Genomic DNA, 21,621 nt, shown 5'->3' with positions numbered 1-21,621 from the left:
TTTCGGCAACGGATAGGATAATCTGTCACTTTTTATACTGACATTTTGTTACAGTATCTGAAAAGTTAGCAATTGAGCCGTCACGTTGCTATTGAGATCGTGTTGAGAATTCTATCAGATTATGTCAGAACTTTTAAATTTTCGCAATTGGCTAAATGGCCTAAATGTTGAACATTTTGCGGAAAACGGGCGATCGATCGTCCCGCGCCACCGACACACCATATCGGGTTGCTTTTGTCAATTATTTTTGCTTTTTACACTCACACTCCTGGAGACAAGTGGCACTTTAAAAAAGGTACGTTGTTGCGCTTGAGCGCTCTATCGCAATAACGTACCTAAAAAACCTTTAAGTATTGTGATACTTGCGTACACGATTGACTCATTGAGATGCTGCAAATAAATCCGTTGCCGAACTTCCTTCTGCTATATCAATCAACTAGATGGCAAAGCCGCTTTTACCCGCTGATATTCGGCTGCAATTTTGCACATCAGAACCTCGCTACCTAAGAGAGTTTTCTTCCGGGCCATCTCTTCGAGCTGCGCGCACAATTGAAACAAAGGCATGGCTCCGACTGTCGTACAAGCACCTCTAAGAGCGTGAGCCGAGGCTTGAATTGCGGGAGCATTTAATTGATTGACAGCATCGGCGAGTTCCTGCAATTTTGGCGGTGCAACTTCCAGAAATTTCTCTACTAGCTCGATCCAAAATTCTTCAGCTTCTTCTCCCAGTAACTCCGTCAATTCTTCAAAAGTTTGACTGTCAAGAGGTGGCAATTCTATTTCCGATTGTGCTGTTTCGGGGAGAAAATTTTGCGGTGTGGCTGGCGGTAAAATTTGGGAGTTTTCTTCCTCTAATTTAGGAACTGTCACAGCAGGTAAAGTCGGAAATTTAATGTGATCAGTACCGACTACAATTTCCCCAGAATTAGGAGGAAAATTTCCCACTCCCGATTGACTTCCACCTTCAATTTGTGAAATCAAAACACCTGCGCGGGCGATTAAATGCTTTAACTCTTCCAACGCAGTTTCATCAACTGCGGGTGCAACATTTTTCATTTCGTTTCCAGGCTGAGCTTGGGAAGCAGAGTCTGTCGGCTGAGTCTGCCAATTGTTAAGCTCTGAATAGGATTTGGATCGCCCGGTTTGTCGATCGTACTGCGCGATCGCCTGAACGATCGCCTGGACTCGCACCGGCTTACTGATATAATCATTCATGCCAGCATCTAAACAAAGTTCGCGATCGCCCTGCATCGCATTAGCCGTCATCGCAATAATCCAAGGAGAAGTCGATTTTGGATTGGGAGATTGCTCGTCTGTTGCTGAAAATCCAGATTCTGGAGCGAGATTTTCTAATATTAAATTTCCCGAAAATCGCTGGCGGATCAGGCGAGTAGTTTCCAAACCGTCCATTTCTGGCATCTGCATATCCATAAACACAATATCGTATTCCGAACGCTCCAAAGCATCCAAAGCTGCTTGTCCGCTGCTGGCAAAATCTGCACTGTAACCTAACTTCTGCAACATCTGCCCTGCTACCATTTGATTGAGTTCTACATCGTCTACCAACAGCATTTTCAAAGGCAGTGTTTCGGCTAATTGTGAATTAAATTGAGGCTGCGAAAAACACGGTTGAATTGGGGTACATTCCCCGCCCAAGATGCGAAGCAAAACTTCATGGAGCTGTGCTTGCTTAATTGGTTTGTATACAAAAGCTGCGAATTCAACTCGCCCTTGAACTTCGCGGCGAGATGGCCTCCCCCCAGAACTCAAAATCATTAAAGGTAAATTTTTACCTTGAGGAAATTCTCGAATTTTTTCAGCTAAAGTAATGCCGTCCATTTCTGGCATATGAAAGTCTAGAATCGCTATGTCAAACATAGTTTCATATTGCAGCACTTTCAGCGCTTGCGCGCCAGATTTTGCTGCGCGGACAACCATTCCCCAAGACATAGCTTGCAGGGTAAGAATTTTGCGGTTTGTGGGATTATCGTCAACTAGCAGCAGTCGCAAACCTGCTAGTTGAGGCTGGGGTACATTCAGGTTTAATATTTCTTCATTAGCCGGTGCTGGCTGAGCTTTGATGCTAAAAGAAAATTTAGAACCTTTGCCGATTTCGCTTTCTACCCACATAGTGCCGCCCATGATTTCGCTGAGGCGTTTGCTGATGGCTAAGCCTAAGCCAGTACCGCCATATTTGCGAGTTGTGGAACTGTCAACTTGACTGAAGGCTCTAAATAGTATGTTTTTGCGATCGGGCGAAATTCCGATGCCTGTATCCCTCACAGTAAATTGAATTTCGTAGTTACTAATTTGTGATGGTTCTAGATATTTAGAATCGGCAGCATCAGAGTCTGACAGAGAAGAATTTAAAGCTGGTTTATGCCTGAATTTTTCGCTGTCAAGCCCAATATTTATTTGAGAAATTGAGTTAGTTTGCGTAACTTCTACAGCATTGTCGGCAATGGGTTTTGCTGTTACTTTAACTACCACTTCACCTGCTTCGGTAAATTTGGTAGCATTGCCGAGCAAATTTATCAATATTTGGCGAAGTCTGGTGACATCTCCGTACAGGAAGGCGGGAACACTGGCATCCAATTCGCAAGCTAAGTCTAGCTGTTTTTCCGCAGCTTTCATCGCGACTAAATCTAAAGCTTCTTCGACACAGTTTCTGAGATTAAACGGTTCTTGTTCTAAATCCAGCTTGCCTGCTTCTATCTTAGAAAAGTCGAGAATGTCGTTAATAATTGCCAGCAAAGAATCGCCGCTGGTACGAATTGTATTCACAAAATTGCGCTGGTTTGGCGAAAGTTGCGTATCTAGCAACAGCTCAGTCATGCCAATGACTCCGTTCATCGGCGTGCGGATTTCGTGGCTCATCATTGCCAAAAATTCACTTTTGGCTCGGTTGGCAGCTTCGGCGTCAGTTGTGGCGCGTTTAAGTTCTTCTTCTATTACTAATCGGTGTTTAATTTCTTGCTGATAGGTTTGGATGCGCTGCGTTACTTCGGAAACATCTTGAACCGCTATTAAAGCATAAAAACCTTCTCCTTTGATGGCTGGTATGGGAGTGACGTTTGTGTTGTGAACTCTCGGTTTGCCGTTGGGTAAATTTGATGAAATTAGGGGCTGGTGGAGTTGGGGAGAAAATACGGTGGGCAAGCCATTGTTAAATACTTGTTTTAAGCGAGTTTGATATTTAGGTTCTTCGAGTTGGGGAAAGTGAGTTTTGAGGTTAGTTCCGATTATTTCTTTTTTGAGCAGCTTTGTCCACTGCTCTAATGTGCGGTTCCAAAACAGCACGGTAAAATCGCGAGCGATCACGCACAATCCGATGGGAACGCGATCGAGGACGTTGAATCTTTGTTGCGCTTGTTCTATTTGTTCTAGCATTTTCTGTAGGTGGAAAAGTGACGAAATTTATGTATACTTCAGAAGTTATCAAAAAAAAGCTTGGGAGGCAACAATCCTGAAAAATTATATTCATTTATTCTGCCAGCTTCTATCCGATGGCTGGCTCAAGAAACCCGGTTTATACGATAAATAAGAGGTTTGGGGACAGGCCTTTAGGAAGAAACGGGGTTTGGGCGCGCTAAGAGTGTGTAAGTCGTGCATTTTCCTTGGCAGTTGCGGTAAACCCTGATACAGATTTTTTTGCCAGAGTTCAAAAACACGACTGCGGGGCTGCGATGTTAATAATTTTTGCTAATTCGTATAGATATAGTATACTTGTGAGGTCAAGTTGGCAATGATTTAGCTACGATCGCACGATCGCGAATAAAGCTGACCCCGCCCAATAACGGGTACCGTGCCACGTACACTCACGAGGGTCGAACTCAAAATTTTAGACAATAGTTCAAGCTCCCAGATCCATCTAGAGGAGTCGATCTAAAATCTAAAATCTAAAATCTAAAATCTAAAATCTAAAATCCACTGACTGGGGCACACTACAGTTTTCAACTATTCGATAATTTATTTTAAGAGTGCATTTGGTTTTTGAAGAGGGCGAAGCATGACCGCATATAAGTTATTAGTTATAATCCCATATTGACTACGGTCATGCTTCGCCCCTACGGATATATTTGCCAAAACCAGATGCACCCTATTTTAATCCAGCGTCAAACCGATGAATAAGGAACTGGCTCGATGGAAATTGATGAAGATGTAAAGGAATTTCTGATTGAAGGCTACGAATACTTAAACCAAATTGAGGAGGATTTAGTAGCTTTAGAAAAAAATGATGCCGATAGAGAGGTGATGAATCGGATTTACCGCGGTTTGCACACGATTAAAGGCAATAGCGGTTTTTTGGGGGTGGAAAAACTGGAGTCTGTGGCGCACGCAGGAGAAAATTTGCTCAGCCTCTTGCGCGATCGCACTTTGACGATGACTCCCGATATTACTAGCGCTTTGCTGGAGACAATCGACGCGGTACGATCGCACATGGAAGCCCTGGAAAAGACGGGAGAAGAAAGCCCCATCGCCCACACGGCATTGCTCGATCGACTTTTGCAACTCCAAGAATCCGGCGGTACTGCATCTGAATTGTCGTCGAGTGCGATCGCCGAATCCAACTCAGTAACTCCAGAAGTTGCGATCGAGGAACCAGAAGAATCAGAGTTGACACGAGAGCATTTGTATGCAGATGCTTTATTGTCGATCGAGCAATTGCTAATTCCCTCTGCTACGAATACTACCAGCCAACAGGTAAATGCTGCGGATACCGAGGGTGACAAATTCAAAATTTCCGATACTGCAATCCGAGTAGATGTCGGCTTGCTGGACAAACTAATGAACTTAGTAGGCGAACTCGTTTTGTGCCGCAACCAAATCTTAGAATTTGCCAATACCCAAACAGCAAACACCCAAAATGACGATACATTAAAATCAGTATCCAGCCGCTTAAACTTAGTTACTTCCGAACTGCAAGAAGGAGTAATGAAGACCAGAATGCAGCCAATTCGCACTATCTGGAACAAATTCCCCCGGGTAGTGCGGGACACAGCATTCAGCTTGGGCAAACAAGTACAGTTAGAAATGGAAGGCGAAGAAACAGAATTAGACAAAACCTTAATCGAGGCGATCGCCAATCCGCTAACTCACTTAGTCCGTAACTGCCTCGATCACGGCATTGAAACATCAGAAGTGCGAGTCGCCAAAGGCAAGCCCGCCTTCGGTAAACTGCTACTGCGAGCCTATCACGAAAGCGGTCAGGTAAACATAGAAATCTCCGATGACGGCGGGGGAATCGATCCAGAGCGGATTAAAAGTAAGGCAGTGCAAAAAGGAATGTTTTCTGCTGTTGACGCAGCGAAAATGAGCGATCGCGAAGCCCTAAATTTAATTTTCATGCCCAGTTTCTCAACCGCCGAAAAAATCACCAATATCTCCGGTAGGGGAGTAGGGATGGACGTGGTGCAGACACATATAGAAAAAATCAGCGGCACGATCGACGTTCAAAGTCAAGTCGGCAAAGGCACAACTTTTAAGTTAAAAATTCCTTTAACTCTGGCGATTATTCCGACATTAATTATTACTACCGGAGGATCTCGCTACGCAATTCCTCAAGTCAATTTGCTAGAACTGATGCGTTTGGAAGGAGAACAAATTAAAAAAATCGAAATGTTTCACGGAACGCCAGTCTATCGGTTGCGGGGGCGACTGCTGCCACTGATTTATTTGAATCGGGAATTACAGTTAGAAACAGGAATTGTAGAAAACGGCAAAAAATCGCAATTCGACACAGATGAGGCTTTAAATATTGTAGTAGTGCAAGCGACAGACAAACCTTTTGGGTTGGTGGTAGATGCCATCAACGACACGCAAGAAATTGTGGTTAAGCCTTTAGGAAAACAACTAAAATCTCTAGCTTGTTTTGCCGGAGCAACTATCATGGGCGACGGTAAAGTTGCTTTGATTTTGGACGTGCACGGGATTGCTCAGAAAACCCACATGACGGAGGCTCAGGAAAAGGCGATTTTAGCTGACGAAAACAGCCGCCGGGAATCTTCAGAACCTCCACAACAGTTGCTAGTATTTCAGGGCCCAGACTGTCGGCGGATGGCGATTCACCTATCGCGAGTTTGTCGCTTAGAAGAGTTTCCCCGCCATCTTTTGGAGCGAGTCGGGAAGCAGAATGTGGTGCAGTACCGCAACCAAATTATGCCGGTGATTTATTTGACGGCGGTGTTTGGTAGCGGCAGTGAGTCGGCTGATTGGGGGCCCAACGGTCTGGACGGGCGATCGCGCGCAGCAGATGATAAACTGCCGTTAGTCGTAGTGTCGATCGGCTCAGAACACCAAGTCGGTCTGGTAGTCGATCGCATCCTGGATATTGTAGAACAGGCGATCGACATTAAAGGTGCAGCTACCCAAGCAGGAATTTCATATTGTGCTGTGATTCAGGGTCAAGTTACTGAAATCCTCGATGTTGATGCAGTAATTAACAACAATTTATTCGGAGTCGAGCAGATGTTAGCAAGCGCCAGCTCGGGCTATTAAAGGAATAATTAAACAATGCCTGAAGAAACTCTACTTTGTACGTTTTTCGTTGACAGCTTATTTTTTGGCATAGAGGTTGAGAAAGTTCAAGAAATTATCCGCTATCAGGAGATGACGCGAGTGCCGCTAGCGCCCGCAGTAGTCGGTGGATTGATAAACTTGAGGGGACAAATTGTCACGGCGATTGATTTGCGGAGGCGGTTGGATTTGTGCGATCGGCCTGTGGAACAATTGCCTTTAAATGTGATAGTGAGAACTGGCGATGAAACAGTCAGTTGGTTAGTTGACGATATTGGAGATGTGCTAGAAGTATCTCAAGCTGATTTTGAAACTCCTCCAGATACTTTTACTAGCAAAATACGCCCGCTAATTCGAGGAGCGTACAAGCTACAAGGGCAGTTACTGCTATTTTTAGATGTTGATAAAGTTGTAGATTTTAGCAGTCAGTAGTCAGTAGCGCGAGCGTCCCCGCTCGCGGACGTTATCAGTCATTAGTCATCAGTCATTAGTCATGTTTTGCGAGAACTTAAGCTCGGAAACGTGATTCGTCATTAGTCTCTGCTCGCGAACCTTAGTCATTAGTGCGAGCTTAAGTTATCACTAACAGTAGTCATTAGTCAGGGATGCACGAATAACTGTTGGGAGCATCTCAGTTTGGCATTTATAGTGCTGTCCCCGCTCGCGTATTCTACAACTCGCGAGCGGGGACGCTCGCACTATAATAAAAAAAATGCTTTTTGCAAAACTGAGATGCTCCCTAACTGTTTTTCCCTCTTCCTTCTGTCAAGTGTCAACTGTCAACTGTCAACTGTCAACTGTCAACTCTTCCTTCAATTACCATGCCGATAAGTATTGCAGATTTTGATTATATCCGAAAACTTGTATACGATCGCACAGGTGTATTCCTATCCGAAGAAAAGATGTACCTCGTTGAATCGCGTTTAGGGATGGTAGCTAAAGAAGCCGGAGCAAACTCCATCAGCGGGTTAGTTGCAGAGTTAAAACAAATCAAACAACAGCGTTTTAACCAACTTCACGAATCGACAGTCGAAGCAATGATGACCAACGAGACATTTTTTTTCCGAGATATCAACCCCTTCGAGATATTAAAAACATCAGTATTTCCCGAATTGTTAAAACAGATCCAGGGCGATCGCACTTTGAATATTTGGTGTGCTGCTTGTTCCAGCGGCCAAGAACCCTACAGTATTGCGATGCTGCTGCGCGAATACTTTCCGCAGTTAGCGAGAAATCAAGTACAGATACTTGGTAGCGACATTTCTACAGCCATGCTGAAGCGAGCAAATTCTGGATGCTACGCGCAGCACGAAGTAGTGCGCGGTTTACCAACAGCATTGTTACACAAATACTTCCAGCAGTGTGGCAAGGAATGGCAGATTAAAGAACACCTCCGCAAGGCGATCGAATTTCGCCAGATTAACTTGACAGAACCCTTTGGATCGATGCCTCAAATGGACATTATTTTTCTGCGAAACGTCTTAATATATTTTGATGTTCAGACAAAGCAATCGATTTTAGCGAGAGTGCGGCGGGTGTTGCGCCCCAAGGGCTACTTATTCCTAGGGGGAGGAGAAACAACTGTAAATCTTGACCCGGCTTTTGAGTTGGTGCAATTTGAAAAAGGTATATGTTATCGATTGAGATGATGTGCGGTCGATCGACTATCATAAAATTGGTTCGTAGTAAGGACTTTAGTCCTCTCTTGATTAATAGACAAGATTGCAAAAGTCTTTTTAATCAAAATTTAGGACGGGCTAGAAGCCCATCCCACAAAAAAAATGTGGGATGGGCTGAGTGCATCTGGCTTTGGCAAATATGTGTGTAGGGGCGAAGCATGACCGCAGTGAATATGGAATGATAACTAATAACTTATATGCGGTCATGCTTCGCCCTCTTCAAAAAGCAGATGCACCCGATGGGATCTGAGCAGCGTCCTAATTATTTTTGCAATTCAAGTCTAATCTTTAGGAATTAAGAAGCAATACGGTTAATTTAAGAGATGACAACAGGGAAAACTCATAAAAAATAGATACGGAGATTGCTTCGTTCCTCGCAATGACCATCTTAAGCCAAGCGTATTGAATTAAGAAGGACTTCAGTCCTCTCTTTTGGCCGCACCCTCAGACCAAACAGGCAATTGATTAATCTTTTCCAGCGTGATATCTACATATTTTTTACCGTTCCCCGCCACATTTTCTCCAAAATATCCATCATCGCCGTCGTGCTTGTGAGGGCCGCTGAAAGCTTCTGCATAGCGGCCTTGCGAACGCGCTTGATTGAAAGGTGAAGTCGCGTACCAGTACCAGCGAGTCGGAAAAACGATGCCGCCAATATCCTCAATTGCATCGCGAGTGCCGCGAAAATGAAAAATGCGATCGGCTTCTGCAAAACCATTTTCTCCCGAAAACACGCCCCCAACCGAAACAACTGTAATTTCTGCATTCAGCCATTCTTTAAGATAGCGAGTAGCACCTAAAGCAACTTGTGCGCCCCCGCTAGTGCCAATTAAAATAACTTGCAAAGGTTTTTGAGGATTAGCTGAAATGGGAGATTGAGCATTCATGCGATCGATAATTACATTAGCAATTCCCTGATTGTATGCAAAACCGTAGCGATAATCTAGAGAAATTGCAAACCTCCAGAGATTGCGAATTTTGATAAATATATCGCCCGCAATTGGCCCGCTTTTTGCGTGTTCTGCAAACCGCCAAAAAGGAGCTAGCAACCGCTGTCCTCCTAAACTTTTGTTAGAAGCTGAATAAGGAAAAATATCCCCCACTGCTACGCACTGCGGGTGACTTTTAACTAAACGCTTGAGAAAAAACTCTTCTCCCGGCGTTAATTCGTTCCCCGAAAAATCGCCAACTCCCGGTAAAAAGATGATATAACAATTGATCGGCGAAGACTTGCGCGCTTCTAGATTGCCGTTGTTTGAGGGCAATATCCCCGGCGGACTTTTCTTGATACCCAAGGTTTCGGCACTTTGACCCAGCCACCAGATCACAGTTCCGATCGGCGAAAGAATGCCCCAAATTATCAGGATTACACCTGCGATGGTCAACAAATTTAAACTTCCCCCGCGCAGCCACGCAAGTATCTGCAAAATCAATCTTAGCATTTAATAAAATCTGGTAGAATGCCTGTTAATTACCTAATTACGTAGAAATAGTTCGGTGATTCTGCTGTATTAGAGCTTATTTTATCCAACTTGTCAACTATCTAGAGGAGCAGGGATTAAAGGTGAAGGGAGAAGATTCAATTACAGGTTTGCGGGCAACGCTTTGGAACGCACTTTCTTTGAACGGCAATTTTTATGAAAAAACTCCCTACACTGGCAGAACTAAGCGGATAGCTTTAACAATTGTAATTTTAGCAGCGGTGTCTCGGGTCTTGGGAAATGCCGTTATTTTGTTAATCAATCGAACTGAGCTATCTGTGTTATTTTTAGCACTTTGGATAGATGGTTTGGCAGTCGTGGGTGGTTATTTTTTTTGGAGTTTCACTATCTCGAAAATTGGGGACTGGCTGAAACCGGGTCACGTAACTTATGGGGAGTTGCTGGTGCCGATCGGATTTGCCTACGCCCCCCAAGTGCTAAATTTCTTAACGTTAATTCCGTTGCTGGGAGAAGGCATAGAGCGGATATTAGCTGTGTGGAGTTTGCTGGCTGTAATTGTGGCGGTTCGCCAAGGTTTGGATATTCAAACTCGCTGGGCGGCGTTAATTTGTCTGGTGGGTTGGCCGTTGATTCAAATTGCGATCGGCTTTGTGAAAGTTATTGAACAGTTGCTTGCACAATGGCTTTAAACAGTTGACAGTTGATGACAGTTGACAGTTGACAGTTGACAGTTGACAGTTGACAGTTGACAGTTGACAGTTGACAGTTGACAGTTGACAGTTGACAGTTGACAGTTGACAGTTCGAGAGCGAACTCTATCCTTAAGTCCGAGGATGGGAGTAATGAATAGTCTGATTTTAATTTCTGTCTCAAAGGGTTCCGGCTTTCAACCAATTATTTCCGGTAAAATGAGGAAAATATTATAAGTTAAAAGGCAAAATCACCGCAAAAAATGCTGAGTCTCAAGCCCTCTTAATTTATTGGGCAAGCAGGCGACTAATAGCAATTAAAAAACGCTGTCGATTTGGTCGCAGGCGATCGATCGCACGCAGCAGTCCCTTGACCGGTTAAAATAAAATTGCTTTAGGGTGCAATACTTTGGCTCAAAGCACGTGATTTGAAACAAAAGCATTCCCCGATCGCCCCCCGAGGCACTTTCGCTTGCTTTCTTTGAGAAAATGCTTGACACAGTGGCAGCCGCCAAGTAAAGTAAGATCCAACATTATTAGCCTTAATTTGCATTGCCACTTGTAGCTCGTATTGTACAGCGTACTCCGAGACGGCAACCACACCCCTGCTATTCGGCTCTCCCCACTGTCCGCCCCTAATTACTAGCGATACATTGTTAAAGAAGGAAATACACAAAAATTTACATATATAATTTGTGTAGTATTTCAAATCGCTCCTCACCAGCAGCGATACAGCCCTCGCCAAGACAGTAGGAAGGAAAAAATATGTTTGAACGCTTTACAGAACAAGCCATTAAAGCAATAATGCTAGCTCAAGAGGAAGCACGGCGCCTCGGTCACAATTTTGTAGGCACCGAGCAAATTCTTCTGGGACTTGTCGGCGAAGGCACTGGCATCGCTGCAAAAGTATTACTGGATATGGGCCTCAACTTGAAAGAGGCGCGCAATGAAATCGAAAATATCATCGGTAGAGGTTCCGGGTTTCTCCCGCCAGAAATTCCGTTTACACCCCGCGTCAAGCGCATTTTTGAGACGGCGCTGAATGAAGCGCGGCAGTTAGGCCACAATTACATCGGCACCGAGCACATTCTGCTTGGGTTGATTCAAGACGATGAAGGTGTGGCGGCGAAGGTGCTGCAAAACCTGGGAATCGATCGCCAGAGAGTTCGCACGCAGGTAATTCGTGCTGTGGGAGAAGTAGCGGCAATCCCCGGAGGCCGAGGAGATAGCGGTGGCGATCGCAAAATCCCGACTTTAGAAGAATTCGGCACTAACTTAACTAAGCTAGCAGCAGCCGGCAAACTCGATCCAGTCGTGGGTCGCGAAAATGAAATCGAGCGCGTGATCCAAGTGTTGGGGCGCCGCACGAAGAACAATCCAGTGTTAGTAGGCGAACCCGGAGTCGGCAAAACAGCCCTCGCCGAAGGCCTCGCCCAGCGGATTGTTAACAGAAACGTCCCGGAAATTTTAGAAGACAAACAAGTAATCAGCCTCGATATGGGTTCGCTGATTGCTGGTACAAAATTCCGAGGCGAATTTGAGGAACGGCTGACGAAAATCATGGCAGAAATTCGCGCTGCCGGCAATATCATTCTGGTAATCGATGAGATTCATACCTTAGTTGGTGCAGGCGCGATTCAAGGTAGCATGGATGCTTCCAATATGCTCAAACCAGCCCTCGCCCGAGGTGAATTGCAGTGTGTCGGCGCGACTACCTTGGATGAATACCGCAAGCACATCGAGCGCGATGCAGCCCTAGAACGCCGTTTCCAACCGATTAAAGTCGGCGAACCGAGTGTGGCTGAAACAATAGAAATATTGTACGGTTTGCGATCGGCCTACGAACAGCACCACCGACTGACAATTTCCGATGCAGCTTTAGAAGCAGCGGCTACACTGTCAGACAGGTACATTAACGATCGATTTTTGCCAGACAAGGCGATCGACTTAATTGACGAAGCAGGTTCCCGCGTGCACGTGCTGAACTCGCAAACCCCGCCCGAAGTTAAAGAACTCAAAAAACAACTTCCGGCCGTCAGTAAAGAAAAAGATGCTGCTGTGCGCGAACAAGACTTCGACAAAGCAGGCAAATTGCGCGATCGCGAATTAGAAATCGAAGCTGAAATCGCCGAAGCTACAATCAACAAAAGCCAAGTCAGAATCTCTCCCATCGTCACCGAAGAAGACATCGCCCACATCGTGGCAAATTGGACGGGAGTACCTGTTAGCAAGCTGACAGAATCGGAATCGGAATTGCTGCTGCATATGGAAGACACCTTGCACCAGCGTTTGATCGGTCAAGAAGAAGCTGTCAGCGCAGTTTCTCGGGCGATCCGCCGCGCGCGGGTTGGCTTGAAAAATCCCAATCGCCCGATCGCCAGCTTCATCTTTTCCGGCCCCACAGGCGTCGGCAAAACCGAACTGACAAAAGCCTTAGCAACATATTTCTTCGGTTCCGAAGACGCGATGATTCGGTTAGATATGTCCGAGTTTATGGAACGCCACACCGTTTCTAAACTCATCGGTTCCCCTCCCGGTTACGTTGGCTACGACGAAGGCGGCCAACTAACAGAAGCAGTCCGGCGCCGTCCTTACACAGTAGTCTTGTTCGACGAAATCGAAAAAGCTCACCCGGATGTCTTCAACATGATGCTGCAAATCTTGGAAGACGGCCGTTTGACCGATGCTAAAGGTCGCACGGTAGACTTCAAGAATACGCTGCTGATCATGACATCAAACATCGGTTCCCGAGTCATTGAAAAAGGCGGCGGCGGTTTGGGTTTCGAGTTTGCCGAAAGTGCCGCAGACGGTCAGTACAACCGGGTTCGCAGCTTGGTAAACGAAGAATTGAAACAGTTCTTCCGTCCCGAATTTATCAACCGCTTGGATGAAATTATCGTCTTCCGCCAGTTGAACAAGGCAGAAATCAAGCAGATTGCTGACATCTTGTTGCAGGAAATTTTCAGTCGCTTAACCGAACAGGGTATCACTTTGTCGGTGACAGACAAGTTCAAGGATTTGTTAGTTAAAGAAGGCTACAATCCCAGCTACGGTGCTCGACCATTGCGCCGCGCCATCATGCGGTTGTTGGAAGATGTACTGGCTGAGGAAATGCTGTCTGGGAAGCTGAAAGACGGCCAAAGTGCGATCGTAGATGTGGATGAAAACGGTCAGGTTAAGGTATTGCCCGGTGGCGAATCTGAACCCAGATTGCCGGAATTCGCATTGAGTCATTAAGTGCGATGACACGCAGATAAATAACGTCTGATTAAAAACCCGGTTTCTTGCAGGAACCGGGTTTTTAATTAAAAAATGCCAGTTTGTAAGGTGCAAAAGCAGTTTGTAGTGCGGACTGAAGTCCGCAAAAAGCTGCGGACTTCAGTCCGCACTACGAACTAAATCGCATTTTTTGGCATTAATCCTAATTAGATGAACAAACTAGGTGACACTTTAAAATAATCGCCGAGTGCCTTAGCTTGTGCTTTGCTAATTGCTCGTTTACCATTGACAACCTCAGACACTACGCCACTCGATCCAATGATGCCCACTAAGTCAGCTTGACGGGTGCCGCTGGCTTCCATGATGTGTTGCAAAATTTCGTGAGGTTCGGATTTGTCGATCGCATAGTTTTGATCCTCGTAAACTTCAATTAGCGTTACCAATAACTTGTGTAAAGCTTTTTCTTCGAGAGTGCGGTTTTTGGCGAACGTCAGCCCCTCTGCGACTGCTAGGAGGCGATCGTATTCTGCCTCGGTTTCGATCGCCCGTGGAGCGACTTCTGCCAGCAAATTGCTATAATTAGCTCGATCAAAAGTAAGGGTCATTTTTCCATTTGTTTTTATCGTATTCAGCGTGGGTTAGGAAATATTTGTAATAAACCGTTTGGCTCTCGTAGTCTATGCCGACGATCAGGCGATATTCGTTACCTTTGATATTAAAAACAGTGAAATTTCCCACTGCTTCGGCATCCCGGTAAATCTTGCGAAGATCGTCCAAGTTCTGGCATTCTACTTTCTTGACAGTCGCATACCAGCTATCAATTGGTTTTTTGACATCGGGATACATGGCAGCGTCGTCACGGAGAGTGCGAATTGAAATTAGGTGCATGAATTTTTAATATCTTTTGTTGAATTTTTATCATCGATTTGCTAACTTCCACGAAACACTACGTCTTTATTCTCTCATTTTGAGAGGTAGATGTCAAGAGCCGATCGCCCCCAATCTTAAAAATTCTCAGAATTAATAAATAATCTGTGGAACGAAGCGGCTAAATTCACAAAAGCCACAGAATAAAGAAAAGAGAGCAAGAGAGGCGATCGAGATATGAGAAAGAAATGTCGAGATCGGGCGATCGCACAAACTTTACTGTCGCCCCTGCTTTTCATCAGACAAAGACTGCTGTTTTAGCAGTTTCTCCTCATGGTCTACAAGAGCTTTCTCCAACAGGAATGCTGCCAAATTGCTAGTCGATCGACCTTCTTGTTTCGCCCATTCCTCAAGGCGAGTGTAAATTCCGTCTGCTAAATATGTTGATAAGCGTTTGGTCATCAGAGACTAAGTTTTTGTTTAAGCTGAGTGTCAGTATATCGTTGGTGATTTCATAGCAATTTTACTGTCGCCCCTGCTTTTCATCAGATGGGGGTGGTGGCTGTTTTTGGATTTTTTCCTGTTCTTCTCTCGCAGCTTTTTCTAAAAGGAATGCTGCTAAGCTGCTGATTGAACGGCGTTCTCGATCGGCCCAATCTTCAAGAATGTCATAGATTCCTTCAGCTAAATAAGTTGTCAAGCGTTTGGTCATCGGAGATTTAGTTTTGTTTAAGCCGATCTTAAGTGTGCTGCATTTAGGTCTTTATGTCTAACTGTCACGTATCCACTACATATGTGTGACTATTGCGTGCTATACTCGGAACAGTCAAAAGCCAGCGCGTCCCCTAGGAAAGTTCGTCGCTGGCCTGTGGCTTCCCAAATTCAGGAGACCTAAAACCATGATAGAACCTTCCAGCGACGGGAGCGAATTTTCCCGCGGCTATCAGCAGGCCTTAGACGACTTCGGCATTTCGCAACTGCTATCCTGCATCCGCAGCTACTCTGACGCGGATTTCGACGCGCAGCGGGTGCTGTTGCAGGAAAAAGAGGTCAAAAGTTTAGCGGGCCATCTCATCGAACAGTTGACGGCGAACCTCACAGGGAGTCTGATTAGCAGCTACCTCGACATTCTCCGAAAAGCAGGTGCAAAGATAATTGCCGAATATTCTCCAAATCGGCAATTTACTGTACAGCCGGAAGATAATCTGCAAGTTACGAAAACGTCCGATCTCTTCAGACAGGATTATGCTAAACCTTGGGTGATTGTGCGGGTTTTGCCTGATGCTCGAAACCACATTGTGGCGCGTTTCTGCAATCGCCAAGATGCAGATGACCATTTAAGGGCTTTACGTCGGTTTGTGCGATCGGGAATCTTTGAGATTGCGTTCGATAGAGCTGGCGATCCAGAGTTAGATTAAACAATTAATAGCTCTGCTTTACGGTGGGTTTCTGCCCACCTTTGCCTATAATTGTTTGCTGATTCTTGTTCATTTAGACTCTCAAGTCGCGCCACAAAAAAAATAGTATGAGTCCAGCTTTTTATCCCAACACATCAACTACAGCAATTTCTATATCTGGAAAAGCTAGAATAGATAAAATCTTACCCCGCTGGAATCTTTGAATATTTTGGTATCCCGATGGAGAAGGTTCGCGATAAACTACGACACATTGCTCGTTAATATCTACCAGCCAAACTTCTGCAATACCCGCTTCAGCATAAAGAGGAATTTTGATATTTCTGTCAGTTTCAGCGGTTGTATCCGCTACTTCCACAATTAGTAAAATATCCTCCGACTGAGGATGTCCCAATTCATAAAAATCATCGCGCCGCCGCAGTAAGGAAATATCCGGTTCAGGTTCAGAGCGATCGTCCAATTCTACCGGATCTTGGACTCCAATGGTTACTCTTGATAATAAGCGGATATAGAATAACTCTGTCAGGCGCTTGACATGGGATGTGTGCCTTCTACCGACGGCGGCCATTTGAACAATTTCTCCTCGAATCAATTCAACTCGATCATCTTTTGTCAAGATGCCAGATTCAATCATCTGATGATATTCTTTTACTGTGAACAGGCGCTTGATTAACTGAGTTGTCATCACTTATTTGGCGCTCCTTTTAGTTGCCCTTTTTCTGTTGCATCGCCTTTGCTGCTTTCACAATCTCAAATCGCGGCGCAAAAAAAAGGAATTTTTACCTATTGATTTTGGTTGATTTTTGCGCTATATTTTAGATAATGGGAGTAGTGACTCAAATTTTAAAATTGCCACCACTTCGATTATTATATGATACCTTTTTGAATCGGCAATGTCAAGCCTTTGACCCCAAAAAAAAGGGCGTTTTTTTTACATTTTATCGCAAAAAAAAATAGTTTTGGTAAACGCAGATATCCCCGCGTCAGAGGAGTTGATTAAGGGAAGACTCAATCCCACGATTGCAATTGTACAACCCAATGCTGGACAAAAGCTGAAATGCGATCGCGCCGCGTCTCAAAAGTAGCAGCAATCCAGATAAACACAATCCCGAAAGCCAAGCCGATCGCCCATTTAATCAGCGGATAGTCAAAAATCAGCACCACCAACTGATAGAAAACATTGATTAAGAAAATTCCTGTTCCCACAAACAAAAACGCCCGCACTCGCAGCCCCAAACCCGCAGCAATCGCCACCAAGCTAAAAAATCCTGCAACTAAACCGTGGTTGTGTTGAGTCAAAAGAGGTATCCCGCAAATCATCGCCGTGGCTAGCATTCGCAGATTGTGGCGCAGGGTTTTTTGGGCTGGTAGTTGCAAAGCGCGATCGTACTGAGCAACATAAAGGAAAGAAAGCCCTAAAGGAGTAAAATACCATTCGGGTTGAGTCAATCCGATTTGTCCAAACCAGCGCAGTAATACCCAGTCAACTATCGCCACACTCACGTAGGTAAAACGGACTTCGCGCTTTTCCCAAGCTAGGAAAACATAGAAGGCGGCAGCTATCAGAAAGCTAATCGGATAAAACTTAGCGGGAGATTCCACAATAGTGATGATTGGAATCAGAGAAGCGATTATCTTCCAGGGATTTTTTGACCAACCCCAGTTATCCCAAGGTAAGATGTAAATGAAATAGGCAAATAGAGAAGCAAAGGCAACTTTCCACGGCCCCAGTGGCCCGGAAATGTACTTGACTAAAGGTGTATTGATCCAGTAAAGCCGGATGCCAAAGGCTTCTAGCCAGCCTAAGTAAATCCAAATTTCTGCCCATTGGCGATCGAGATGATTTCGCCCTTGCAAGAAAGCATATTGCACTAAGAGGGTACCAGTGACTAATCCTAAATTTAGCCCGGATTTAATATAGTTGCCAGAAGCTGAAATCAGGAGTATACTGCTTAAAACCCAGTGCAGGTGAGCGAATATTTTTAATTCGGGATTGGTTAAATGTAAATAGCTGCTCAACCAAGGAGATAAAATGCGATAGATATAGGTTAATGTTGTGCCGAGAGTTGCTATCACAATTAAGCCGTCGCCAAAAGATCCTCCTCGTGTTTGGGAAAGTTGATATAGTAGGGATTCGTAGGCGGATGCTGATACGCCAATTAATCCTAAATAAACTAAAGGTTTAAATTCTTGCTGCCGCCTACCAATGCCGATCGCAATTAAAGACGCACCTAACGAGATTAAACCTGTACTATTGGTAAAGGTGTCCGATCGCAAAATCAAGCCCAATACCCCGTAAAGTAGAGGTATCACGTGAATGCTGGGTAAAATTTGGCGATAATCGGGGTTGCGGCGCCGCCACCAATCGCCCAACAATTGCGTAGATAAGCCCAAGGCAATATTCGCGACTGCCAAATTAATCATATTGCGTCCAATAAAGCTCAAACCGACTGCTGTCAGCAACTCCAAACTCCAAGCCAAGGCATAAATTGCCAGCGGGGAAAGTTGGCCCAAACTTCGGAAAACAATTGCAGCCACAGTTACCAAAGTAGCAGCCAACACTTGAGTAGAGGCTGGTAAACTCAAGGTACTGCGTGAATCGTAGAGTTGAAAGGAATAAAGAGTGATGTTTGTCAACAGCAAGCTGGTGACTAAGATTGCCCAACCATCCAAAGCTCGATCGTAAATTTCAGCCAAGGTCGAAGGTTCAGGCAACGTGCTAAAATAACGAACTATCGTGCTGCGAAGCAACCAGAGACACAAAAGTGCGATCGCCCCAGCAATTCCCCAAGCCCAACCAGACAAAAATCCTAATTGTAGAAGAGATGCGGCGGCGAAACTCAAGCCAAATCCGACGCCAATTGCAGCCGCTGGTTGTTCAATTAAATAGTAAGTATTGACGAACATCAACAGCGCAGCAAAACCCAAACCCATTAACCTGTATACCGGAAAGTCAAAAATCAGAAATTGTGCGATTATTAGCGCGATCGAACTCAAGGTACTTGCAAGTTGTTTGTGCGAAGTTTCACTATATTTAGCAACAGCAGTCAAAGCCAAAGGAGTCGCCAGCCACATCAAACCCCACTGAGAGTGCATATTACTGTACAGCAAGATAAAGCTCAATCCTGCCAACACCAATCCCAGATACCAGGAACTTTGGAATAACGCAGGATGCCAGCGAAAGAATGCAGAACTTTCTCTGGTATTTGCAGATTTCATCCAGACAAAAAATCCCCATTCAGCCACCATCAATATCAATAACATTCCTGCCCAAACATAGTCTCTCTGGTTTGGCAAAAACAAGTCAATTGCCGAAGTGAAGCCGCACAAACCAGTAATGTGAGTCAGCGAAACCCAAAATGCCGGATTTCCCTTGGTATCAACAGGAGAAACAGGCATCCCCACGAGTGGGGACTTCTGTGGAATTAGGTATTTCCAAGCGATCCAACCTAAAGTTACAGTAGAAATTAATAAATTGATCGATCGCCAAAACGGATTGACTACACTAATAATAGTTAAAACACTGCCCAAACCGAGAGCAAGATTTTCGCCAAAATGGGCAAGTGGAAACTTTCGCGATCGGTAGAGCCACTGCGCCGCACTTACGGTTAAAATTAAATAAGGCAACAGCAAAACACCCCAAAAAGCCCAAGGAGTTTGCCCAGAGTTGGTAAGCTGAGTTAAAAATGCAACAAATTGTGTTTTAATTCCTAAAGGAACCACTCGCCAAACCAGCCAAATGCTTTGAAGTCCAACGGCGAAAAGCATTAGCAAATCCAACTTTTGCCAAAACCGCACTAAGCGGTTATAAAAAAACCAAACAGCCAAGGCGCTAATGGCGATCGCCTGTAGAGGAATTTCGCGAAAACAAACCAGCCACCCCAAACCCAACAAACCCCCTCCGGCTAATTGCCAGTTAAAAAAGTTGCCGGGATTTGGCTCGTTAGATATATTGTTTCTAGTAGTTCCAGATGCAAGGGATTGCGGCCAATCTAGCCACGCTAACAGTACGCCACAAATTCCCAAAGCTAAACCCATTTCATGGATGTTGACATCCTTGACAAATATCGCCCGACCCAGTAAAATTCCCAAAGAATAAGCTACTAAAGCGGCTTTTCTGTAAGTCAGAAAATCTCTGCTGGAACTGAAAGCAGCGGCGGAAGTTTCAGTGTTTCCCCCGCGTGTGATAGATTGTACCCGTTGTTGCTGAACTTGATAAACTGTAGCAGCAGTAGTTCCCACCGTACCCAAGTAAACCGCAGCTAGGGCAAAGCCTGGAAATCCCCAACCCCAGTGCAAATAACTCAATCCCAAGTGATTTAGGGCGATCGAGGTAGTTACATTTTTCCCCCACAAACTTTGATACTGATCTTTAATAATTCTGCGCGTTATCCAAGTCAAAATAAATGCGGCGACGATGGCAACTGCCCAATCCCAAGGATATTTCCACAATCCAAAGGTGTCCATCGCCCAAAAATTTATCGGCACTAGCAACAGGGTAACTTCTTGCAAAGTTTGAGCAGTCAAGTGTAAATTAGGCTGTTTTTTTGCCCAACTGCCGATCGCCCAAAAAGTTAAAGTATAAGCTAACAAAACTCCATATTGTCCGGCAGCCGGAAATTTTTCCCACTGACTGGCAGCCAAGACTCCTGAGGAGACAACTACCATGAACACTCCTAAAAACAACAGCCACACGACGCTAATTTCGGCGATGAGGGACTGCAAAATTTGAGAGGCAAAAGTTGGGGTTTGAGGAGTTTCTGCGCGCTCGACAACGTTTTTTGTGGTTCTGGGTAATGCTTTTTGTGTTGCTAGAGCAGGTACTTTGGGTTCGGAAATAGGAGAACTCTGGCGATCGTCAATTTCAGAAAGGGCTACAGCGGGCTCGGGTATCGGGCAGACTAAATACTGTCGGCACAACTGCTCAACCTCAGCGGGCGAAATCAAACCCAGCCGCAGCCACGCATCTAAACCTGTCAACAACTCAGGATGCGACGCTAAGACGCTGAATTCTATTTTGCTCGATCGACCTTTAGGAGACGACATCGGCTTAAACTGCTACTAGCTACATTCCAGCTATAGCCTAGATTTCTGCCGATCGAACATCCGAGTATTCCGCCCTGAAAATTGGCACAATAAGTATCGATCGCAAAACCCAAAAATAACCGCGTACATCTGCGTGTATCTGCGGTTAAAAACTCCAAATTAGGAGACAGCATTGGAGCCAGAATTGCCGTGTTCTTACTTATTGATAGATTTCAGCAAAGTTTCCACACTAGCATTGTGGTCTATGAACGAAAACAAATGTTTAAATAGGAGTTTGCCCTCTGCATCCAAAACAAACTGAGCCGGCAAAGGAGCACCCAAAGCCTGACCGGTTTTATAGGCCCGAAACACTCTTACGCTTGGATCGGACAGCAGAGGCATTTTCAAGCCTAAATCTCTGACAACTATTTGGCTTTGCCTGTCGTCGGTGCTGGTTACCATCAATAATTCTATATTGCGATCGGCAAACTGTTCCCACTTTTCATTCAAAGCTTTAATGTGAGGAAAACAGAAAGGGCAATATTGCTTTTCAGTAAAAATCCGCGTAAAAGCCAGAACTACCGGCTTATCGCCCCGATAATTCGACAGCCGCACTAATTTGCCATTATTAATATCCGGCAATTCAAAATCTGGTGTCCTCTGTCCCAGCTTCAGAACATTAGTCGCGGGAACAGGCAATAAATTTTGGAAAAACCGCTGATTTAACAAGCCGCTAAAATCAGTAGAAGTCAGCATATTTGCTAATTTG

General features: G+C 44.9%; 17 protein-coding genes. 6 read left to right on the top strand and 11 right to left on the bottom strand.

Annotated elements, in window-relative coordinates; genetic code table 11:
* Positions 1–432: 432 nt before the first annotated feature.
* A complete protein-coding gene (locus tag JGK22_RS00390) occupies positions 433–3,390 on the bottom strand; it encodes a response regulator (protein WP_293312149.1) in 2,958 nt (985 codons plus the stop codon).
* Between the two features lie 753 nt (positions 3,391–4,143).
* On the opposite strand from JGK22_RS00390, the gene JGK22_RS00385 reads away from it, so the two are divergent.
* The 3 genes from JGK22_RS00385 to JGK22_RS00375 all read left to right on the top strand — a co-directional run bounded on the left by JGK22_RS00385 (position 4,144) and on the right by JGK22_RS00375 (position 8,165).
* The gene (locus JGK22_RS00385; protein WP_293312147.1) at positions 4,144–6,498 is read left to right on the top strand and encodes a chemotaxis protein CheW; all 2,355 of its coding nucleotides are present in this window, start codon (positions 4,144–4,146) and stop codon (positions 6,496–6,498) included.
* A gap of 15 nt (positions 6,499–6,513) precedes the next feature.
* Positions 6,514–6,948 carry a chemotaxis protein CheW gene (locus JGK22_RS00380; protein WP_293145970.1) on the top strand — a complete coding sequence of 145 codons (435 nt, stop codon included), beginning with the start codon at positions 6,514–6,516 and terminating at the stop codon, positions 6,946–6,948.
* 389 nt (positions 6,949–7,337) lie between these two features.
* Positions 7,338–8,165 carry a protein-glutamate O-methyltransferase CheR gene (locus tag JGK22_RS00375; RefSeq protein ID WP_293205133.1) on the top strand — a complete coding sequence of 276 codons (828 nt, stop codon included), beginning with the start codon at positions 7,338–7,340 and terminating at the stop codon, positions 8,163–8,165.
* 449 nt (positions 8,166–8,614) lie between these two features.
* Here the strand turns inward: JGK22_RS00375 and JGK22_RS00370 are convergent, their stop codons facing one another.
* Positions 8,615–9,637, bottom strand: coding sequence for a hypothetical protein (locus tag JGK22_RS00370; RefSeq protein ID WP_293189199.1), 1,023 nt, complete (start codon positions 9,635–9,637; stop codon positions 8,615–8,617).
* 122 nt (positions 9,638–9,759) lie between these two features.
* Here JGK22_RS00370 and JGK22_RS00365 point away from each other — a divergent pair, with 122 nt between their 5' ends.
* On the top strand, positions 9,760–10,326 hold the full coding sequence (locus JGK22_RS00365) for a hypothetical protein (RefSeq protein ID WP_293176600.1): 567 nt from the start codon (positions 9,760–9,762) through the stop codon (positions 10,324–10,326).
* Positions 10,327–10,720: 394 nt separating this feature from the next.
* Here JGK22_RS00365 and JGK22_RS00360 read toward each other — a convergent pair whose 3' ends face one another.
* Complete coding sequence (locus JGK22_RS00360) at positions 10,721–11,035, bottom strand: hypothetical protein (RefSeq protein ID WP_293312145.1); 315 nt, start codon at positions 11,033–11,035, stop codon at positions 10,721–10,723.
* 56 nt (positions 11,036–11,091) lie between these two features.
* On the opposite strand from JGK22_RS00360, the gene JGK22_RS00355 reads away from it, so the two are divergent.
* A complete protein-coding gene (locus JGK22_RS00355; RefSeq protein ID WP_293176598.1) occupies positions 11,092–13,563 on the top strand; it encodes an ATP-dependent Clp protease ATP-binding subunit in 2,472 nt (823 codons plus the stop codon).
* 188 nt (positions 13,564–13,751) lie between these two features.
* Here the strand turns inward: JGK22_RS00355 and JGK22_RS00350 are convergent, their stop codons facing one another.
* From JGK22_RS00350 to JGK22_RS00335, 4 genes are all read right to left on the bottom strand, one after another.
* Positions 13,752–14,150: a transcriptional regulator gene (locus JGK22_RS00350; protein WP_293176596.1), complete on the bottom strand. Its 399-nt coding sequence runs from the start codon at positions 14,148–14,150 to the stop codon at positions 13,752–13,754.
* The gene (locus JGK22_RS00345; RefSeq protein WP_293176594.1) at positions 14,134–14,433 is read right to left on the bottom strand and encodes a type II toxin-antitoxin system HigB family toxin; all 300 of its coding nucleotides are present in this window, start codon (positions 14,431–14,433) and stop codon (positions 14,134–14,136) included. Before JGK22_RS00345 ends, JGK22_RS00350 begins: the two co-directional genes overlap by 17 nt.
* Before the next feature lie 255 nt (positions 14,434–14,688).
* Complete coding sequence (locus tag JGK22_RS00340; protein ID WP_293176592.1) at positions 14,689–14,874, bottom strand: hypothetical protein; 186 nt, start codon at positions 14,872–14,874, stop codon at positions 14,689–14,691.
* Between the two features lie 61 nt (positions 14,875–14,935).
* Positions 14,936–15,124, bottom strand: coding sequence for a hypothetical protein (locus JGK22_RS00335; RefSeq protein ID WP_293189205.1), 189 nt, complete (start codon positions 15,122–15,124; stop codon positions 14,936–14,938).
* 187 nt (positions 15,125–15,311) lie between these two features.
* On the opposite strand from JGK22_RS00335, the gene JGK22_RS00330 reads away from it, so the two are divergent.
* Positions 15,312–15,830 (top strand): hypothetical protein, encoded by a 519-nt coding sequence (locus JGK22_RS00330; protein WP_293189207.1) that lies wholly within the window; start codon positions 15,312–15,314, stop codon positions 15,828–15,830.
* A 121-nt stretch (positions 15,831–15,951) separates the two neighbouring features.
* Here JGK22_RS00330 and JGK22_RS00325 read toward each other — a convergent pair whose 3' ends face one another.
* The 4 genes from JGK22_RS00325 to JGK22_RS00310 all read right to left on the bottom strand — a co-directional run bounded on the left by JGK22_RS00325 (position 15,952) and on the right by JGK22_RS00310 (position 21,608).
* The gene (locus tag JGK22_RS00325; protein ID WP_293205130.1) at positions 15,952–16,512 is read right to left on the bottom strand and encodes a Uma2 family endonuclease; all 561 of its coding nucleotides are present in this window, start codon (positions 16,510–16,512) and stop codon (positions 15,952–15,954) included.
* 323 nt (positions 16,513–16,835) lie between these two features.
* Positions 16,836–20,873 carry a hypothetical protein gene (locus JGK22_RS00320; protein WP_293312143.1) on the bottom strand — a complete coding sequence of 1,346 codons (4,038 nt, stop codon included), beginning with the start codon at positions 20,871–20,873 and terminating at the stop codon, positions 16,836–16,838.
* A complete protein-coding gene (locus tag JGK22_RS00315; protein ID WP_293176582.1) occupies positions 20,840–21,046 on the bottom strand; it encodes a hypothetical protein in 207 nt (68 codons plus the stop codon). Before JGK22_RS00315 ends, JGK22_RS00320 begins: the two co-directional genes overlap by 34 nt.
* Positions 21,047–21,068: 22 nt before the next feature.
* Positions 21,069–21,608: a redoxin domain-containing protein gene (locus JGK22_RS00310; RefSeq protein WP_293176754.1), complete on the bottom strand. Its 540-nt coding sequence runs from the start codon at positions 21,606–21,608 to the stop codon at positions 21,069–21,071.
* Positions 21,609–21,621 lie beyond the last annotated feature (13 nt).

The sequence above is a fragment of the Microcoleus sp. PH2017_08_TRC_O_A genome (assembly GCF_020738665.1).
GTDB lineage: Bacteria > Cyanobacteriota > Cyanobacteriia > Cyanobacteriales > Microcoleaceae > Microcoleus.
Note: the sequence above shows the minus strand (reverse complement) of the source record. Positions and strands in the feature narration are given on the sequence as shown.

Excerpts from the sequence above, each read along its gene's own strand:
- JGK22_RS00315 (WP_293176582.1), bottom strand. The coding sequence starts at position 21,046 with ATGCTGTCTCCTAATTTGGAGTTTTTAACCGCAGATACACGCAGATGT.
- JGK22_RS00310 (WP_293176754.1), bottom strand. The coding sequence starts at position 21,608 with ATGCTGACTTCTACTGATTTTAGCGGCTTGTTAAATCAGCGGTTTTTC.
- JGK22_RS00380 (WP_293145970.1), top strand. The coding sequence starts at position 6,514 with ATGCCTGAAGAAACTCTACTTTGTACGTTTTTCGTTGACAGCTTATTT.
- JGK22_RS00370 (WP_293189199.1), bottom strand. The coding sequence starts at position 9,637 with ATGCTAAGATTGATTTTGCAGATACTTGCGTGGCTGCGCGGGGGAAGT.
- JGK22_RS00320 (WP_293312143.1), bottom strand. The coding sequence starts at position 20,873 with ATGTCGTCTCCTAAAGGTCGATCGAGCAAAATAGAATTCAGCGTCTTA.
- JGK22_RS00335 (WP_293189205.1), bottom strand. The coding sequence starts at position 15,124 with ATGACCAAACGCTTGACAACTTATTTAGCTGAAGGAATCTATGACATT.
- JGK22_RS00340 (WP_293176592.1), bottom strand. The coding sequence starts at position 14,874 with ATGACCAAACGCTTATCAACATATTTAGCAGACGGAATTTACACTCGC.
- JGK22_RS00345 (WP_293176594.1), bottom strand. The coding sequence starts at position 14,433 with ATGCACCTAATTTCAATTCGCACTCTCCGTGACGACGCTGCCATGTAT.
- JGK22_RS00385 (WP_293312147.1), top strand. The coding sequence starts at position 4,144 with ATGGAAATTGATGAAGATGTAAAGGAATTTCTGATTGAAGGCTACGAA.
- JGK22_RS00355 (WP_293176598.1), top strand. The coding sequence starts at position 11,092 with ATGTTTGAACGCTTTACAGAACAAGCCATTAAAGCAATAATGCTAGCT.
- JGK22_RS00330 (WP_293189207.1), top strand. The coding sequence starts at position 15,312 with ATGATAGAACCTTCCAGCGACGGGAGCGAATTTTCCCGCGGCTATCAG.
- JGK22_RS00325 (WP_293205130.1), bottom strand. The coding sequence starts at position 16,512 with ATGACAACTCAGTTAATCAAGCGCCTGTTCACAGTAAAAGAATATCAT.
- JGK22_RS00350 (WP_293176596.1), bottom strand. The coding sequence starts at position 14,150 with ATGACCCTTACTTTTGATCGAGCTAATTATAGCAATTTGCTGGCAGAA.
- JGK22_RS00375 (WP_293205133.1), top strand. The coding sequence starts at position 7,338 with ATGCCGATAAGTATTGCAGATTTTGATTATATCCGAAAACTTGTATAC.
- JGK22_RS00390 (WP_293312149.1), bottom strand. The coding sequence starts at position 3,390 with ATGCTAGAACAAATAGAACAAGCGCAACAAAGATTCAACGTCCTCGAT.